Origin of the sequence: Corallococcus sp. AB018 (genome assembly GCF_003986945.1) — a bacterium.
GTDB classification, from domain to species: domain Bacteria; phylum Myxococcota; class Myxococcia; order Myxococcales; family Myxococcaceae; genus Corallococcus; species Corallococcus exiguus.
The window spans coordinates 24,705-41,528 of the sequence record NZ_RAWR01000077.1; the positions used below are offsets into that span (position 1 = coordinate 24,705).

12 protein-coding genes are annotated in these 16,824 nt (G+C 68.9%); 6 read left to right on the plus strand and 6 right to left on the minus strand.

Annotation, left to right across the window (positions count from 1 at the left end; all coding sequences use genetic code 11):
• Window positions 1-82 precede the first annotated feature (82 nt).
• Together D7Y11_RS17845 and D7Y11_RS17850 are read right to left on the minus strand one after the other, a co-directional pair.
• Complete coding sequence (locus D7Y11_RS17845) at window positions 83-1,603, minus strand: CocE/NonD family hydrolase (protein ID WP_233596776.1); 1,521 nt, start codon at window positions 1,601-1,603, stop codon at window positions 83-85.
• A 165-nt stretch (window positions 1,604-1,768) separates the two neighbouring features.
• The gene (locus D7Y11_RS17850; RefSeq protein WP_120575956.1) at window positions 1,769-2,398 is read right to left on the minus strand and encodes a GNAT family N-acetyltransferase; all 630 of its coding nucleotides are present in this window, start codon (window positions 2,396-2,398) and stop codon (window positions 1,769-1,771) included.
• A gap of 187 nt (window positions 2,399-2,585) precedes the next feature.
• On the opposite strand from D7Y11_RS17850, the gene D7Y11_RS17855 reads away from it, so the two are divergent.
• A complete protein-coding gene (locus D7Y11_RS17855) occupies window positions 2,586-4,739 on the plus strand; it encodes a M13 family metallopeptidase (protein WP_172808381.1) in 2,154 nt (717 codons plus the stop codon).
• A gap of 67 nt (window positions 4,740-4,806) precedes the next feature.
• Here the strand turns inward: D7Y11_RS17855 and D7Y11_RS17860 are convergent, their stop codons facing one another.
• The gene (locus D7Y11_RS17860; RefSeq protein WP_126934274.1) at window positions 4,807-5,484 is read right to left on the minus strand and encodes an O-methyltransferase; all 678 of its coding nucleotides are present in this window, start codon (window positions 5,482-5,484) and stop codon (window positions 4,807-4,809) included.
• A gap of 135 nt (window positions 5,485-5,619) precedes the next feature.
• Between D7Y11_RS17860 and D7Y11_RS17865 the strand changes: the two genes are divergently transcribed.
• The 3 genes from D7Y11_RS17865 (at window position 5,620) to D7Y11_RS17875 (ending at window position 8,824) form a co-directional block, all read left to right on the plus strand.
• Window positions 5,620-6,849, plus strand: coding sequence for a S8 family serine peptidase (locus D7Y11_RS17865; RefSeq protein ID WP_120575958.1), 1,230 nt, complete (start codon window positions 5,620-5,622; stop codon window positions 6,847-6,849).
• A 136-nt stretch (window positions 6,850-6,985) separates the two neighbouring features.
• Complete coding sequence (locus D7Y11_RS17870) at window positions 6,986-8,176, plus strand: toxin-antitoxin system YwqK family antitoxin (RefSeq protein WP_126934275.1); 1,191 nt, start codon at window positions 6,986-6,988, stop codon at window positions 8,174-8,176.
• Between the two features lie 63 nt (window positions 8,177-8,239).
• On the plus strand, window positions 8,240-8,824 hold the full coding sequence (locus D7Y11_RS17875) for a TetR/AcrR family transcriptional regulator (RefSeq protein WP_120575960.1): 585 nt from the start codon (window positions 8,240-8,242) through the stop codon (window positions 8,822-8,824).
• 48 nt (window positions 8,825-8,872) lie between these two features.
• Here D7Y11_RS17875 and D7Y11_RS17880 read toward each other — a convergent pair whose 3' ends face one another.
• The 3 genes from D7Y11_RS17880 to D7Y11_RS17895 all read right to left on the minus strand — a co-directional run bounded on the left by D7Y11_RS17880 (window position 8,873) and on the right by D7Y11_RS17895 (window position 14,806).
• Window positions 8,873-10,483: a peptidoglycan-binding protein gene (locus D7Y11_RS17880; RefSeq protein WP_126934276.1), complete on the minus strand. Its 1,611-nt coding sequence runs from the start codon at window positions 10,481-10,483 to the stop codon at window positions 8,873-8,875.
• A 307-nt stretch (window positions 10,484-10,790) separates the two neighbouring features.
• Window positions 10,791-14,195 carry a Dauer Up-regulated gene (locus tag D7Y11_RS17885; RefSeq protein ID WP_199753746.1) on the minus strand — a complete coding sequence of 1,135 codons (3,405 nt, stop codon included), beginning with the start codon at window positions 14,193-14,195 and terminating at the stop codon, window positions 10,791-10,793.
• Between the two features lie 248 nt (window positions 14,196-14,443).
• A complete protein-coding gene (locus D7Y11_RS17895; protein ID WP_120575963.1) occupies window positions 14,444-14,806 on the minus strand; it encodes a hypothetical protein in 363 nt (120 codons plus the stop codon).
• A gap of 193 nt (window positions 14,807-14,999) precedes the next feature.
• On the opposite strand from D7Y11_RS17895, the gene D7Y11_RS17900 reads away from it, so the two are divergent.
• Window positions 15,000-15,929, plus strand: coding sequence for an alpha/beta fold hydrolase (locus D7Y11_RS17900; protein WP_121753783.1), 930 nt, complete (start codon window positions 15,000-15,002; stop codon window positions 15,927-15,929).
• Window positions 15,930-15,971: 42 nt separating this feature from the next.
• On the plus strand, window positions 15,972-16,824 hold an 853-nt coding region (locus tag D7Y11_RS17905), incomplete at its 3' end, for a sensor histidine kinase (protein WP_126934278.1).

Below are 16,824 nucleotides of genomic sequence, written 5' to 3' on the forward strand. Positions count from 1 at the left end.
GGAGCGTTAACACACCGGACACGCCCGCTGGAATGACGGAGGGCGTCCAGCAAGCGCGCCCTCCATCCCCGTCACGCGGTGGTCAGCGCGTCGGCAGGTCCAACCAGGACGGCCCGCCGAGCGACAGCGTCGCGCCGGTGGTGTTGGCGTCCAGGTAGAGCGGATCCTCCGTGTCCACGACGAGCGCCAGCCGGTGCAGCACGGGGACGTCGTACGCGGTGGCGGGGAACGTCAGGTCCAGGTCGAGCGGCACGCCCGGCGTCGCGTTCTTCCACGAGAGGGGCACATGGGTGATGAGCCCGCCGAAGTCGCCCAGGAGGTCGTACAGGTAGGCGACGACCGTGCCCGACGCGGTGGAGGGCGTGACGCGCAGGCGCAGCGTGGCCGAGCCCCGGATGGCGACGCCGCTCGTGGTGAGGGACGACGTCCAGACGCCGGCGTTGAGGCGGTTGACGCCCGGCAGCCAGACCACGGGCGGAATGCCGGTCAGCGCCTGGAGCCCGTTGGTCAGCAGCGCCACGCCCGCGTCGGCGTTCGTGTCGAAGCCGGACCAGACGGTCCGCGAGCCGCTCGACGACGGCGTGCCGCCCAGCGTGCCGGTGCCATCCAGGACGCGGATGGCGCCCAGGCCGAAGCGCTGCGTGCCCTTGGAGACCTGGGCCCAGGACGCATAGCCCTCCGTGTCGCCGTCGTAGGTGCGCAGCACGACGGGCGCCTCACGGGAGATGCCGGTGTCCACGCCCGCGACGTACTGGTCCATCCAGCGCGTCACGCTGGTCCAGACGCCGTTGGGCAGGCCCAGCAGGCCCGTGGCCTCCACGACGGCGTGGTCGCCCGGCGCGAACTCCAGCCGCTTGGGACCCGCGAGCTGGCCGTAGAACGACACGAGCTGGTTGGGCGGGAAGAGGCTGTCGCCATACGCATTGGCCATCAGGATGGCGGGCTTGTTGGCGTTGATCTGGCTGATGTACGTGGCCGCCGAGCGCACGCGCCCCCAGGCCTTGATGGACTCGATGTTCCGGTTGGCGAAGTAGTCGTTGATGGTGGTGCTCAGCTCGGGGCCAGGCCGGCCCAGCAGGGTCGCGGCGAGGTTCAGCAGCGCCACCGCCTGCGGACGCCGCGTCTCTCCGCCGAACAGCGACGCCACCAGGTCCGACCAGCCGGAGAGCGCCGCCACCGCCTTCACGCGCGAGTCGAAGCCGGAGGCGATGAGCGAGATGCCCGCGCCATAAGAAACACCCGCGAGCCCGATGCGAGAGGGATTCGCGGTCGTGTTGGCGAGCATCCAATCAATGACGCGCGACGTGTCCGCGATGTCCGCCGGTCCGGCCGTATCAATGCCACCGCCGGAGGCCCAGAAGCCGCGCGGCGTATAGGACAGCGCCACGTAGCCCTTCTGCGCCATCGCGTTGGCCTGGGCCAGGTACTCCAGGTCGTTGAGTCCCCAGCTCGAGATGAAGACCACGGCCGGATGCGGACCCGGCGTCGTGGGCGCGATGTAGTTCGCCTTGAGAATGGTGCCGTCGCTGCCGGGGATGTCGACGAACCGGAAGCCGGTGGTCGGCAGGGCCAGGCCCGTGAGCGGCAGCAACAGGAACAACATGACCACTGGCAAATGCTTGCACCACGCAGGGAGTTTCAAAGTCATTGAGACACCTCAGGGGGCGGCTGGGGAGTGAAGCGCGGCCATATTGAGACCCGTTGATTCCCGAGTCAATACGCAGACGAGAATAAGCAGAATTCCAAACCAAGCGCGTTGTTTGTTATCTCAGAGCAGCTTCTGCCCCAGCACGTCGAAGGCCTCGACGACGGTCGCGGCGGCGGGGCTGGCGGCGTACTCCTCGACGAGCAGGGTCCAGATCATCGTGTCCCGGAGCGCGCCGTCGGGTGCGACGAGCCGCTGTCTCAACGTGCCTTCGTGAACGAAACCCAGCCTCCGGGCGACCGCCGAGCTGCGGACGTTGCGGGGGTCGCAATGGATCTCCACCCGGCGCACGCCCTCCACTTCGAAGGCGACGCGGGTGAGCGCCCCTGCCATTTCCGTGGCGAGCCCCCGGCCCGTGTGACTGGCAGAAATCCAGTAGCCAATCTCCAGGGCCCCCTCGCCCACCCGGGGATGCAGGCCCGTGCCGCCAAGAACCTCGGAGCCGTCGCGACTGAACACGCCGTAGGCGAAGTCCTGTCCCAGGTCGAAGACACCGCGCATCCGGCGCAGCTGCCCGGCCTGCTGCTCGACGCTCATGGGATAGCGCTTCGCCCACTCCATCCAGGGACGCAGGTGTTCCAGGCTGGCTTCGATGGCTCGCAGTGCCAGCGGCGCATCCGCCGGTGACCAGCAACGGAGCACGGTGCGCGCGGTCTGGACCGTGTATGCGGGACGAAACGCGGTGGGAGTCATGGGCCCTCCGGATGGCTCAACCCCTGACCGTAGTCAGAACTCGATGCCCGTGGGACACCGCACCGCGCCATCGTCCCCGGACGTCCAGAACGCAATGGCTGGGATGAAACCGCCATTTGCGCTGTTGGGGGCGCGCCCGCGTGCGCCAGAGTGCGCCACCCCGTACGGGCAACATCCAGGAGCCTCCATGTCGTTCCGTTCCAGACCGCCGTTTGGCGCCGCGCGCATGACGCTCGGCGTCTGCGCTTCCGCGCTCATCACCGCGTGCGCCTCCACCTCGCCCGCGGAGAAGTCCCCGCCGGCCCAGGCCGCCGCCACCCCGGCTCCGGCTCCGGCCGCCCCCGCCGCTCCCAAGCCGCACTTCGGGAGCTTCGGTATCGACACTCCGGGCATGGACACGTCCGTCGCTCCGGGCGACGACTTCTACCGCTACGTCAACGGCAAGTGGGCGGACACCTCGGAGATTCCCCCGGACCGCTCCTCCTTCGGCATGTTCACGCGCCTGGCCGAGGACGCCACGAAGCAGACGCGCGACCTGCTGGAGGCCGCCGGGAAGTCGGACGCCCCCGCCGGCAGCGAGGAGCGCAAGCTGGGTGACTTCTACGCCAGCTTCATGGACGAGGCCGCCATCGAGGCCAAGGGCGCCACGCCGCTCAAGCCGGAGATGGATCGCATCGCCGCCGTGGCCAACCGCAAGGGCCTGGCCTCGCTGCTGGGCACCACGATGCGCAGCGACGTGGATCCGCTCAACACCGGGCACTCCACCACGGACCGGCTCCTGGGCCTCTGGGTGGCGGAGGACCTGAACGACCCCAGCCGCTACGCCGCCTATATCCTCCAGGGCGGCCTGGGCCTGCCGGACCGCGACTTCTATCTGAAGGACACGCCGCGATTCAAAGAGGTGCGGGAGAAGTATCAGCAGCACATCGCGACCCAGCTGAAGAACGCCGGCATCCCCGACGCGGAAGCGAAGGCCCGCGCCATCTTCGGCCTGGAGATGAAGATCGCGAAGATCCACTGGTCCGCGCAGGACACGCAGGACGTGGAGAAGGTGAACAACCCCTGGAAGCAGACGGACTTCGCGAAGAAGGCGCCCGGCATGGACTGGGCCGCGTACTTCGCGAGCGCCGGCCTCGCGGCCCAGAAGGACTTCATCGTCTGGCAGCCGTCCGCCATCACCGGCATCGCGAAGCTGGTGGGCAGCGAGCCCCTGCAGACGTGGAAGGACTACCTGGCCTTCCACGCCATCCAGCAGGGAACCCCGTACCTGTCGAAGGCCTTCGTGGACGCGGGCTTCGACTTCAGCGGGAAGACGCTCTCCGGCGCGCAGCAGCTGAGCGACCGCTGGAAGCGCGGCGTGAACTTCTCCAACTTCGCCATGGGTGAAGCGGTGGGCAAGCGCTACGTGGAGAAGCACTTCCCGCCCGCCGCCAAGGCCGAGGCGGACCTGATGGTGCGCAACATCCTGGCCGCGCTCGGCCGTCACATCGACGCGCTCGAGTGGATGTCGCCGGAGACCAAGGCCCGCGCCAAGGAGAAGCTGGGCACGGTGCAGGTGGGCATTGGCCACCCGGACACCTGGCGTGACTACTCCGGCCTGGAGATCGTGAAGGGAGACGCCTTCGGCAACGCGGAGCGCGCGGAGCTCTTCGAGCACCAGCGCAACCTGGCCAAGCTGGGCAAGCCCGTGAACCGCATGGAGTGGTTCATGACGCCCCAGGAGGTCAACGCGCTCAACTCGCCGCAGCAGAACTCCATCATCTTCCCGGCCGCCATCCTCCAGCCTCCGTTCTTCGACCCGAACGCGGACCCGGCCGTGAACTACGGCGGCATCGGCTCCGTCATCGGCCACGAAATCGTCCACAGCTTCGACGACGTGGGCGCGCAGTTCGACGCGAAGGGCAAGCTGGCCAACTGGTGGACGCCCAAGGACCTGGAGCAGTTCAAGGCCGCGGGCAAGGCGCTGGCCGCGCAGTACAACGCGTACAAGCCCCTGCCGGACATGAACGTGAACGGCGAGCTGACGCTGGGCGAGAACATCGCCGACGTGGCGGGCGTCTCCATCGCCCATGACGCCTACGTGATGTCCCTGGAGGGCAAGCCCGCGCCCACGCTGGACGGCTTCACGGGCGAGCAGCGCTTCTTCCTGGGCTTCGCGCAGGTGTGGCGCAACAAGTTCCGCGAACCGCTGCTGCGCCGGCTGCTCGTGACGGATGGCCACTCGCCCGGCATGTTCCGCGCGGCCACCGTGCGCAACCTGGACGCGTGGTACCCCGCGTTCGACGTGAAGCCGGGCCAGGGCCTCTACCTGACGCCGGAGCAGCGCGTGAAGGTCTGGTAGTCCGCTTCCCACCTGCACCGGGCGCACGAAGGCCGTGCGTCCGGTGCACGGGGCCGCGACGCAAGCGCTACTTCGGGTCGCCCGTGACGAGCGCGAGCGAGAAGCCGTCGTAGCCCTTGCTGCCCACCGTCTGCACGGCGGTGGCGCTCACCCGGGCTTCCGCGGCCACGGCCTCGTAGAAGCGGCGCATGCCCTGGATGTTCGCGTCCGTGCTGTCCGCGTCCACGATGCCGCCCTTGCGCACGACGTTGTCCGTGAGGATGACGCTGCCCTTGCGCGACAGCTTGAGCGCCCACGCGAAGTACTCCGCCGTGCGCACCTTGTCCGCGTCGATGAAGGTCAGGTCGAACGGCGCCTGGCCCTCCTTCTCCAGCTGGGCGAGCGTGTCCACCGCGTTGCCCAGCCGCACCTCCACCACGCCGGACAGACCCGCGCGGGCGATGTTCTCCCGGGCCACCTCCGCGTGCTTGGCCACCGCCTCCAGCGTGATGATGCGGCCTTCTGGAGGCAGCGCCCGCGCCAGCCACAGGGTGCTGTAGCCGCCCAGCGTGCCCACCTCCAGGATGCGCTTCGCCCCGTGCATCCGCGCCAGGAGCATCAGCAGCTTGCCCTGGTTCGGCGCCACGTTGATGGCGGGCAGCCCCGCCTTCGCGCTCGCCTCCAGCGCCGCGTCCAGCTCGGCGTCCGGCGCCACCATGTGGTCGGTGATGTAGCGGTCGACCTCGGTCCACTGCTCCTGGCTCATGCGTCCTCCTTGGAAGTGGACCTGTCCTAACGCCCTCGCCCCGCCGAAAAACCATTGGGGACGAAACTTAAAATGGCGCCATGCGACAATGTAGGAGTCAGTAGGCCGCTCCTCATCCCCCCTCGGAGGAACACCATGGAAATCAACCGCAAGTCGCCCGCCTCCATCGCCCCCACCACCAACACGGCCACCTCGCGCGCCCAGGCGCCCAAGGCGAAGCCCCTGACGGTGCGTGACGGCTTCGACTCCCAGGGTGCGCGTCCCTCCAACTTCGTGGACCGCCCGACGGGCCGTCCCTCGACCCCGGGCGCCAGCGTGCCGGCGTCGGCCTTCGCCTTCGGTGGCGGCAACGTCGCGGTGAAGCCGGGCGCGAACAAGATCGCCGACACGAAGCCGGTGGATCCGTCTCAGCCCAAGCCCAAGCTCACGGGCGAGCCGGTCATCGCGGTCATCGACGGTGGCGTGGACTACAAGCACACCGACCTGGACGACGCGATGTGGACGAACCCCGGTGAAATCGACGGGGACGGCATCGACAACGACGGCAACGGCATCGCGGACGACATCCACGGCTTCAACGTGGGCACCGGCAAGGGCGACCCGTTCAAGGGCGAGGGCACGGACCACGGCACGCACGTGGCGGGCATCATCGCCGCCGAGGACAACGGCGAGGGCAACACCGGCATCGCCGCGGGCAAGGCGAAGATTCTCAGCGTGGGCGGCCTGTACGACGGCGCGGACCTGCTCACCAACTTCGAGCGCTCGGTGGACTACCTGGTGAAGATGAAGACCGAGCACGGCGTGAACATCCGCGCCGCCAACGCGAGCTTCGGTGACTCCTACCGCGACGCCGCGTCCCAGAAGCGCTGGGAGGCCGCCATCCAGAAGCTGGCGGACGCGGACATCCTGCTGCTCGCGGCCACGGCCAACGGCAACGGCAGCAACATGAACAACGTGCCGGACATGCCGGCCAACGTGGACCTGCCCAACGTCCTCACCGTGGCGTCCATGGACCGCAACAACGACAAGCTGGCCCGCTTCTCGTCGCACGGCGACAAGGTGGTGGACCTGGCCGCAGTGGGCGAGGACGTGCTCAGCACCGTGCCCGGCAACGACTGGGAGGAGATGAGCGGCACCTCCATGGCCACCCCCACCGTGGCCGCCACCGCCGCGCGCATGTTCGCGGAGAACCCGGACCTGACGGCCGTGCAGGTGCGCGACCTCATCCTCAAGACGGTGGAGCAGGACCCGGACCTCAAGGGCAAGGTCATCACCGGCGGCAAGCTGGACATCCAGGCCGCCATCGACGCCGCCAAGGCCACCCTGGAGCCGAAGCCGGAGACGCAGGCCGTCGCCTCGCGCTGAAGAGCCCCTTCGCAACTTCGCGGTCTCCCTCCGGGCCCCCTCGCCATGTCCATGGCGGGTGTGGGCCCGGAAGCCGTTCCAGGACCCGGCGCTTCGCGGCTACGGTGCATCCACCTTCCTCTTTCGTGAGTCACCCATGCGCGCGCCGTCCGTGATGCGTCTTCTCGTGCTGTCCGTGCCCCTGTTCTCCGCGCCCGCGTGGGCCATCGAGCACTGCTCGTTCCAGGGCAAGCCCATCAACCTGGACAACGGCAACACCACCAAGAACCTCACCGGCACCGTGCGCTGCGTGGACGAGGACACGAAGAAGGAGACGCACACCGTCGCGTTCAAGAACGGCAAGAAGGACGGCTGGGAGGTCCGCCGCTGGTCCGACGGCCGCGCCGTGGAGCAGGAGTACAAGGCCGACAAGCGCCAGGGCGGCTTCAAGCGCTACGAGGACGGCCGGCTGGTGGAGACCGCGCAGTACGCGGACGACAACCAGCGAGGCGAGGAGGTGCGCTACCACCCCAACGGCAAGGTGTCCCGGCGAATTGACCGGCAGCCGGAGGACTCGAAGAGCACCTACGAGGACTACGACGAGACCGGGCGGCTGACCAAGGCGGGCTGTGGCCTCCAGTCCTCGTGGGAGGCAGGCCTGAAGGACTGTGTCTGGAAGGGGCCCTCGCCGCTCGTGTTCTTCCATCCGAACGGACAGAAGCGCTCCGTCATCCAGATGAAGAATGGACGGCGCGAAGGCGTGACGGAGCTCTTCGACAAGGACGGGCAGCGCACCGCGACCAACGCGTACTCCTCGGGCCTGCTCGACGGCGTGAGCACGCGGTACTCCGACGGGAAGGCCCTCACCTCCACGACCTGGGCCAAGGGCGAGCGGGAGGGCGACGAGACGGAGTTCTTCAAGGACGGCGGCAAGAAGCAGGTCGTCACCTGGAAGAGCCGCCAGCAGGTGAAGCGCGTGGAGTACTTCCAGAACGGCGAGCGCAAGCATGAGCTCGTCGTGACCGGAGACCGCGCGGTGGAGTCCTTCTTCGAGGACGACGGCGCGCTGCGCGAGCGGCGGAATCTGGTCAAGGGTGAATGGCACAACGGCTTCGACCCCGACGGCGTGACGGAGAGCTTCCTCCCGGACGGCGGCACGGAGCGCCGCGAGCACTACGTGAAGGGCAAGGCGGAAGGCCGCCGCCAGGTGTGGGCGGAGAACGGCACCCTCATCGAGGACTCGCAGTGGACGAAGGGCCGCGTCACCGAGCGCAAGCGCTGGAACCCCGACGGCGGGCTCGTGGAGGACGAGGCCTTCTACGAGGACGGCTCGCGCAAGAAGAAGTAGCAGGCGCGCGAGGGAGCGCCATCTTGACGGTGGATGGCGGCAAGATTACTGCCGTCATCCATCATGACGCAGAAGACGGAGCAGAAGCAGAAGTCGCATGACGCCATCCTCGCGTCCGCCGCCACGCTGCTGCTGGAGCGAGGCATCCAGGCCAGCTCCATCATGGACGTGATGAAGGGGGCGGGGCTCACCGTGGGCGGCTTCTACGGTCACTTCGACTCGAAGGAGCACCTCTTCACGGAGACCCTCCGGGCGACCGCTCGCACGACGTGGAACGCGCTCCTGCGCAAGGCGAAGGAGGATGCGCCGGAAGCGCCCGCGCTCAAGGTGTTGGTGCGCTACCTGTCGCGCAAGCACCGCGACGGCGTCACGCCCACCTGCCCGCTGCCCAGCATCACCTCGGAGGTGTCACGCGCGGGGGAGCCCTACCGGGGCGCGCTGGAGGCGGAGCTGCAGGAGTTCGTCCAGTCGTACGCGGAGCTGCTGCCCGCTGGGGCGCGGCGCCGGGAGAAGGCGCTGACCGCCATCGCGCTCATGTACGGCGCGCTGTCACTGGCGCGCGCCGTGCGCGGCACGAAGCTGGGGGACGAGTTCCTGGACGCGGCCAGGAAGCTGGGCGCGGAGCTGCTGACGAAAGAGGGGGCCTGAAGCTTTTCAGCTCCAGCCCCCTCCTCGACCTACCCGACTCGACTCACATCAGTCGCGCTGGATGGCGCCCTTCGGGACCAGGATGACGACCTCCTTGCAGTCCGAATAGATGATGGAGTTCATGTCCTGGTAGTTGTGGGTCGTCTTGCCGCCGTTGCGCACGATGCCCATGTCGTTGCCCTTGGAGCCGCCGCTGTAGTCCCAGCCGTGGCGCGACTGGAAGATGATGGCGCCGTCCGGCACCTTCCCGTCCGCGACGAGCTTGCGGTACTGGTCCGCGGACACGACGTTCGCGGTCGCGTTGCCGTACGGGCTCTTGATGGCCTTCTGCTGGGCGCCCGGGAACGGGATGGACTCCCAGCCGTTGCGCAGCATCTGCGCCATGCCGCCGCGGGGGTTGTTCGGGTCATTGCCCGTCGCCGCCGGCGTGTTCGGGATGCCCAGCCGGGTCATGTTGTCCAGCGTGGTGCGCACGCAGTAGCCCGTCTGGCCGTTGTTCAGGCGGGACGTGGCCAGCTTCTTCAGCGTGGCGTTGTTGGTGTCGATGCGGACGCCGTTGCCCAGCACCGCGCCGTTGTTGTTCGTGCCCTGGGTGTTGTTCGTGCCCTGGGTGTTGTTCGTGCCCTGGGTGTTGTTCGTGCCCTGGGTGTTGTTCGTGGTGCCGGGGCGGTTGCCCTGCAGCGCCTTGAGCGTGTCGGGGCCGACCTGGCCCGCGTTGCTGCCCGCCTTCACGCCGTTCGCCCGCTGGAAGTCCTCCACGGCCTTCTTGGTGACGGGGCCAAACTTGCCGTCCGCCGGGACACCCAGCATCTCCTGGAGCTGCTTCACCGCCGGGCCCTGCATGCCCTCGCGCAGGTTGTTGCCACGCACCTTCACCTGGTCCATCGAGGGCGCGGGGGTCCACGTCTTCGCCCCCGGCCGCTGGGGGGTGTTCGCGGGCTCGAAGGTGTCGGCGGTCTGCGACGGACGCGTGGGGGTGTTGGCGTTCGTGTTGGTGGCGCCGGGCGTCGCGGCACCGCCGAAGTGCGGCGCCAGCGCCTGCGCGCGCGCCCACACGTCGTTGGAGTAGTCATTGCCCGTGGTGCCCACGTCCATGCCCGCCAGGGTGCGGACGTTGCCCGGGCCGGAGTTGTACGCGGCCACCGCGCCACGAAGCTGCTGCGCCTCGGACCAGTCCGGGTGCGCCTTCTTCATGTCGTTGACGTAGCCCTTGAGGATGCCCGCCGCCTGGTCGATGTGCTCCGCGCTGGTGGGGCCACCCTTGGTCGTGTGGTAGCGGTGATCCACCTGCATCACACCAAAGCCGTTGCCGCCGTCGCCGTGGCCCGTCCGGTCCAGCGCCGCGCCCGCGCGCGACTCACGGCTGGCGATGGCCGCCAGCAGCGCGGGGGGCAGGCCGTGCTTCGCCGCCGCCGCCTCGATGTTGCCCTTGTACTGCTTCAGGCGCGCCAGGTCCGTCTGCGCCATCTTCGTCGACGCGGCCACGCCCGGCTGCAGCCCGTCCTGCCGCGCCGTGCGCGCGGAGGCGCCCGTCGGCTGGTACTGGGACAGGATGGCGTTGGGGTTCGAGCTGTTGCGAACCGGGCTCGTCGTCACAGCCTGGGAACGATTCGAGAAGACAGAGTTCGTGCGCTGGGACGTCGTCGCGGAGAGGCTCATTCGGGGATTCCTCGGTGGAGGCTGTGATTCCTGCCCCGATTATCCAGACCCCTCCCTGTGAGTTGCGTGAGATCTGGAAATAAAGATCTCACAGTTTAACCAGTTAGTAATTTTCCGCTCAAACTTGTCTGGACTATGAGGCCTGTCACGAACGGGCAACGATGACACCCCGGGTCCGCCTTGCTTCACAGCCGTTGACCCACGGTGATTTGTGGAAATTTTCAATCACACACAATCAACGCGAACGGGGCCTGTTCCCCTGAAGGAACAGACCCCGTGCGGCGCTACAGGCCTGTGACGCGGTGGGTTAGATGCCCGGGATGCCGGGGATGTCGTCCGGGATGAGGTCGTCGAAGAAGTCCTTCACCTTGCCGGCCACGTCCCCGGCGAGGTCGCCGATCTCGCCACCCAGGTCCGCGAGCACTCCGAGCGCGTCCTTGGCGGCCTCGACGCCGTCCTTCGCCAGATTGCCCAGGTGGCCGATGGCGGCCTCCGCCAGCTGACCGCCCGCGCCAGCCAGGTCCTTGAGCGCATCCACGCCCGCGTCGCCCAGGTCCGCCACGGCGACGAGCAGCTCCTTGCCGCCCTCCGTGAGGTTGTCCTTCCAGGCCTTGGCGACGTTCTTGAAGGACTCCACGCCGTCCTTGAGCAGGTCCTTGGCGAAGTCCTTGGCCCACGACACGCGGTTGTCGACGAAGTCCTTGATGGCCCCCGCAGCCTTGGTGGCCAGCTCGCCGCCCTTGCGCGCCATGCTCGACAGCGTGCTGCCCACCCACTCGCCGGCCTTGGAGAGGGCCTCGCCGGGGTTCTCCGCGATGTACTTGAGCGTCTCCACGGCCTTCTCGCCCGCGTTGGCCAGGCCCTTCACCAGGCCCTCCGCCAGTTCGGCGCCCGCGGCGCCCAGGTCCTTCACGGACTCCCAGGCCTTCTTGGCCAGCTCGCCGCCCTTGGCCAGGGCGTCGCCAATGGCCTCCTTGGCCTTGGCCGCGGCCTCGCCCGGGTTCTGCGCGGTCCAGGCCAGCAGCTCCAGGCCCTTCTCGCCCAGCTCCTTGGCCTTGTTCACCGTGTTGGAGACGAGCGTCGTCGCCCCGTCGATGAGCTCCTTGGCCTTCTCCTTCGCGGCGCCAGTGAGCTTGTCGTAGCCGGCCTTCAGGTCATTCAGCGTGGAGACGGCCTGCTTGTAGAGCGCCTTGCCGGCGTCCGTGGCCAGGTCCAGGCCGGAGTCCACCACGCTCTTGATGCCGTCGAGCGCCTTCTTCGCGGCCTCGCCCGGGTTCTGGGCGATGTACTTGAGCGTCTCCAGGCCCTTCTCACCCAGCTTCTTCGCGCCGTCGATGACGCCGTCGAGGACCTCCTTGGCCTCCTTCGCCAGCTCGCCGCCCTTCTCGATGGCGGTGTTGAAGGCCTCCGTGGCCGCCTTCACCGCGGCCTCGCCGTACTTGGACGGGTTGCGCACCACGTCCGCCAGCTTGTGGATGACCTTCGCGGCGCCCTTGAGGCCGTCGCCGGCCAGCTCCGCCTGGGACACGCCCACGAACTCGGCGGCCTTCACTGCGCCCTTGGCGGCCTTCTCCACGCCCCATTGGATCAGCTGCGCGGTGCCTTCCGGCCCGTAGTACGCGGCCATGTGCGCCAGGCCCGCGGGGCCCTGCGCGGCGGCGCCCGCCAGGTTCACGGCCTTCATCCAGTCCGGGGCCTTGTAGCCCTCCGGGTCGGCCTCGTACTTGGCCTTCTCCTGGCTGAAGCCGATGTCCATCGCCAGCTCGGCGGCGCCCAGCAGCACGCTGGCGCCCACGTCCACGGCCACGCCCACGCCGGTCAGATCCAGGGCGATGCCCAGGGCCCCGTCCGCGACGTTCAGCGCCGCGGCGGTGTGCGCGAAGTAGCCCAGGTCGTTGTTCTTGCCGTGCAGCTCCAGGGATTCCTTCTCGTACTTCACCGCGTCGATGGCGTTGGGCAGCGCGCCCGCCACCGGGACGACCTTCGCCAGGTTCTTGAAGACCTTGCCGGCCACGTCGGCGGTGATCTCCACGCCGATCTTGCCCAGCACCTTCTCCATCACCTTGAGGCCCTGGCCCACGAGCTTGCTGCCCGCCTTGTCCAGCAGCGGGCCCAGGCCCTTCACGGTGGTGTTGAGCGCGTCCGCGCCCAGGCCGTCCGTGAGCTTGAGCAGCGCCTTCACGGCGCCGGAGTCCATGTCCGTCACCAGCTTGGACACGATCTTCGCCGCGTCGCCGTCCAGCTTGCCCGCGAGCTTGGCGAACTGCTCCGTGGTCTTCGGATCCGACAGGACCTCGTTGAGGACCTTGTGCTCCATGCCGCCCAGGGCGCTCACCAGCTTCTTGCCGGCCTCCGCGTCCACCTTGCCCAGCTGGCCCACCAGGTTGTCCAGGGCCTTGGGGTCGGTGATGCCCTTGAGCGCGGCCTCCATCGACTCCGGACCGCCCAGCTTGGTGGCGGCGGACTCCAGCTTCTTCAGCTGATCCGGCGTGAGCTTGGACGCGAGCTGCGGATCCAGGCCCTTCACCTTCACGTTGGCCAGCTGCGAGCCCTGCTGGGCCACGTCCGTCGCGTTCTTCACGCCCGCGTTCTTGAGGACGTCCGCGAAGGCCTTGAGGTCCTTCTTGAGGTCGGGCACCTCCGCCAGCAGCTGAGCCGCGGCCAGCGCCTTGTCCTGCGTGGACGCGTTGGGGTCCGCCAGGGTGATGGCGGCGCCCGCGGCGCGCAGCGACCCGTCCAGCTTGCGCAGGTCATTGGCGAGCGCGGGGAACTTGTCCCCGGCGAAGTCCTTGAGCGCCTTGCCCAGCTCCAGCGTGGCGGAGGCCTTGTCGGTGGCGGAGGCGTTGGGGTCCGTCCACTTGCCAATGGCGCCCACCAGCTTCTCCGCCGCGGGCAGGCCCTTGAGCGCGGTGTCCAGCACGCCCTTCAGGTCCTCCGGCGCGAAGATGTCGCCAGTGGCCTTCGCCAGGGTGAGGGCCGCCTGCGCCTTGTCCGTCTTGGTCGCCTTGGGGTCCATCAGCTTGCCCAGCGAGGTGAGCGCGTCCGAGTTGGTGGCCAGCTTCGCCAGCTTGTCGTCCTTGATGCCCATGCGCTCCAGGGCGTTGGGGACCGTCTCCGGGAACTGCGAGGCCAGCTCGCCCAGGGCGGTGGCCTTCTCGGAGAAGGAGCCGGTGCCCAGCTTGTTGAGCGAGTCGTAGGCCTTCTTCAGGTCCTCCTTGCTCTTGTCCTTCAGCTCCGGGAAGAGCTTGGGCAAATCCTCCGGCTTGTCCGGCAGCGCCTCCGCGTGGGGCGGCTGCGTCTCCCCCGCCGGAGCAGCGCCGTTGACGTCGGCCCGCACCGGGACCGCGCCGTTGGCACTGCCCGGCACCGGGCCGGTGAGGGGACGCGCATGGCCGCCACTGGTGCCCAGCGGCGTGGCGAACGGGTTGGTCGTCTCGCCCGTCAGCCGGTTCACCCCGCCGCGGTTGTTCTGCGCGCCGCCCGAGGAGAACCCGTCATTGAAGAGCTTCACCGTGGGCTGCTTCGTCTGCGGCTGCATCTGCTGCTGCGTCTGCTGCTTCGCGGCCTGCTCGGCGGCGGCCTTCGCGGCGGCGTCAGCGGCGGCCTTCGCGGCGGCGGCGGCGCGGGCAGCGGCCTCGGCGGCGGCGCGCGCGGCGGCTTCGGCGGCGGCACGGGCAGCGGCGGCGGCGGAACCATCAATGGGGGTGGTCATGGGCGGAGCTCCTACGTTTTCGAGAATCGAGAAAAGTCCCCGGGATTCTCTACATTTCGCGGCGAATGTTGCCTGACTCTCCGCAATCGCGTGAATCCCGGAGCGATGCAGGCGATACGCCAGTGTCGCTCTGCGGGTTACATGGATCGCGCGGGCCCCACATGACGCAGGGAGGCATAGCGGACGCTATGTAATTTCCCCGAGGAGCCCCCGCTCCTGTCCGGCCGCGTCATGCCCTCCAGGGCGATTCAGGCCGGAGCGTCGGAGCGGAGCATCCACTGGCCCAGGCCCACGCACCCGGCGGAGGTGAACAGGGTCAGCACCCACACGACGCCGAAGGGGGCGTCCATGGACATGAGCAGCGGCAACGGCGTCCACCCCACGACGAAGGACGCCGGGGTGACCCACAGCGCCCTGAGGCCGCGCGTGAGCGCCTGGATGAGGCCCAGGGCGAGCCCGGTGAGGGCGAAGCCGACGAACATCGCCAGGGCGTAGGCCTTGTTGAACATCAGCATGTAGACGCCCAGGAACGGGAAGACATGCACGAGCCCGGGGAGCCAGACGAGGAAGGCGGTCAGCATCCAGCGGCGCGACGGCGGGGACTTGGACATGGGCCTCAATCCAGCCCAGGTCCTGGCTCCTCGCCATTCCCTGATGCGGACACTGTCCGGACGGCGATGACGTCGTTACCGCTCATCCTTCCGCGGCGCCGCTCATCACAAAGGCGCGGACCCGGTCTGGCGGCCCCCTAGTCTTCTTCGCGTCACGCACCGTCCGACCGGCGGTCCTTCGCGGAGTCAGTAGATGCGCCGCATCCTGCTTGCCCTCTGTACCCTTCCCCTGCTGCTTGGCTGTGCGACGGCGTCCCCCGGCGGCGGCGCGACGGCCGCTCAAGCGTCGGCGCCCACGCCGTTCCGCGTCCAGCGCTCGGGCCAGGGCCGACCGCTGCTGCTCATCCCCGGGCTGTCGTCGTCTGGCAAGGTCTGGGACGCGACGGTGGCGCACTACCAGTCCCGGTATGACTGCCACGTCTTCACGCTCGCGGGCTTCGCGGGGCAGCCCGCGGTGCCCGGCCCCTTCCTGCCGACGATGCGCCGCGCGTTGGCGGACTACATCCGCGGCGAACACCTGGAGCGCCCCATCCTCGTGGGCCACAGCCTGGGCGGAGTGCTGGCGCTCGCGGTGGCGGAGGATGCACCGGAGCTCGTGGGAGGGCTCGTGCTCGTGGACAGCCTGCCGTTCCTTCCCGCCGCGATGGACCCTTCCGCGACGGCCGAGAGCGTCCGTCCCCAGGTGGAGGAGCTGAGCGCGATGATGCGCATGCAGCCGCCGGATCAGCGCAATGCCCGGACGCTGCGCACGCTGCGCGGCTTCATCACCGACGAGGACAACGTCCAGACCGCGATGCGCTGGAGCGTGGACAGCGATCCGGAGACCATCATCAACGCCTTCTCCGAGCTGTCCACCACGGACCTGCGGCCCGAGCTGACGCGCATCCAGGTGCCCGCGCTCGTGCTGGGCTCGTGGGTGGCGCTGAAGGGCCGGGTGCCGAAGGAGCAGGTGGAGGCCGTCTACCGCGAGCAGTACCGCAACCTCTCCGGTGCACGCGTGGTGCTGAACGACACGGCCCGGCACTTCATCATGTGGGACGACCCGGCGGGCTTCCTGCGGGAGACCGACGCCTTCCTCGGCGCCCTGCCCGCACCGGTGGCCCGGGTGGAACCGGTCCACTGACTGTGTTCGACTCCCCGGTCCTTCGCCGGAGGCACGATTCGGATGACACGCTCGCGGGGCTACACGGCCTGCCAGGTGGGGGGCTGGGGACTGCACACCCTCCTCAACATCGCGCTGTCGGGGGCTCACGGCCCCCCGGCCATGGGCTGGCTCATCGCCGGTGCGACGGGGCTGGGGCTCACGCACGTGGCGCGCCGGACGCTGCGGTTGCACGCATGGGCCCGTCTGCCATTGCCCCGGCTGGTCGCGCGCGTGCTGGCGGCGGGGCTCGTCCTGGGCCTGCTCCAGAACACGCTCGTCTTCCTGGAGGCCGTGTTCGTCTTCCACGTGTACTCGCTGGAGCAGGCCTCCTGGGCGGGCTTCTTCAGCAGCGGCACCATGTGGTCGCTGGTGATGGGTGTCTGGTTGACCCTCTACATCGCCGTGCAGGCCGTCACGCATGCGCGGCGGGTGGAGTTGGAGCGCTGGAAGCTGGAGGCGGCGGCCCGGTCCGCGGAGCTGCGCTTCCTCCAGGCGCAGCTCCAGCCGCACTTCCTCTTCAACTGTCTCAACGGGCTGCGGGGCCTCATCGTGGAGGATCCCGTCCGCGCCCAGGAGGTGGTGACGCGCCTGTCGGGGCTGCTGCGCTACGCGCTGGGAGCGCCAGGGCCGGAGACGGTGACTCTGCAGCGTGAGCTCCAGGTGGTGGATGACTACCTGGGCCTGGAGGCCATCCGCCTGGAGGAGCGGCTGCGCGTCCGCATGGACGTAGCGCCCGACGCGCTGGGCGTTTCCGTGCCCGCGATGCTGGTCCAGACGCTGGTGGAGAACGCCATCAAGCACGGCATCGCGCCTGCGCCCCGCGGAGGGGAGGTCTCGGTGAAGGCTCGCATCGAGGACCGGGCGCTGTGCTTGG

What these genes read in the sequence shown, in the direction of transcription:
- D7Y11_RS17865 (WP_120575958.1), top strand. Translation starts at nt 5,620, where the DNA reads ATGGAAATCAACCGCAAGTCGCCCGCCTCCATCGCCCCCACCACCAAC.
- D7Y11_RS17870 (WP_126934275.1), top strand. Translation starts at nt 6,986, where the DNA reads ATGCGCGCGCCGTCCGTGATGCGTCTTCTCGTGCTGTCCGTGCCCCTG.
- D7Y11_RS17860 (WP_126934274.1), bottom strand. Translation starts at nt 5,484, where the DNA reads ATGAGCCAGGAGCAGTGGACCGAGGTCGACCGCTACATCACCGACCAC.
- D7Y11_RS17900 (WP_121753783.1), top strand. Translation starts at nt 15,000, where the DNA reads ATGCGCCGCATCCTGCTTGCCCTCTGTACCCTTCCCCTGCTGCTTGGC.
- D7Y11_RS17855 (WP_172808381.1), top strand. Translation starts at nt 2,586, where the DNA reads ATGTCGTTCCGTTCCAGACCGCCGTTTGGCGCCGCGCGCATGACGCTC.
- D7Y11_RS17875 (WP_120575960.1), top strand. Translation starts at nt 8,240, where the DNA reads ATGACGCAGAAGACGGAGCAGAAGCAGAAGTCGCATGACGCCATCCTC.
- D7Y11_RS17850 (WP_120575956.1), bottom strand. Translation starts at nt 2,398, where the DNA reads ATGACTCCCACCGCGTTTCGTCCCGCATACACGGTCCAGACCGCGCGC.
- D7Y11_RS17885 (WP_199753746.1), bottom strand. Translation starts at nt 14,195, where the DNA reads ATGACCACCCCCATTGATGGTTCCGCCGCCGCCGCTGCCCGTGCCGCC.
- D7Y11_RS17895 (WP_120575963.1), bottom strand. Translation starts at nt 14,806, where the DNA reads ATGTCCAAGTCCCCGCCGTCGCGCCGCTGGATGCTGACCGCCTTCCTC.
- D7Y11_RS17880 (WP_126934276.1), bottom strand. Translation starts at nt 10,483, where the DNA reads ATGAGCCTCTCCGCGACGACGTCCCAGCGCACGAACTCTGTCTTCTCG.
- D7Y11_RS17845 (WP_233596776.1), bottom strand. Translation starts at nt 1,603, where the DNA reads ATGTTGTTCCTGTTGCTGCCGCTCACGGGCCTGGCCCTGCCGACCACC.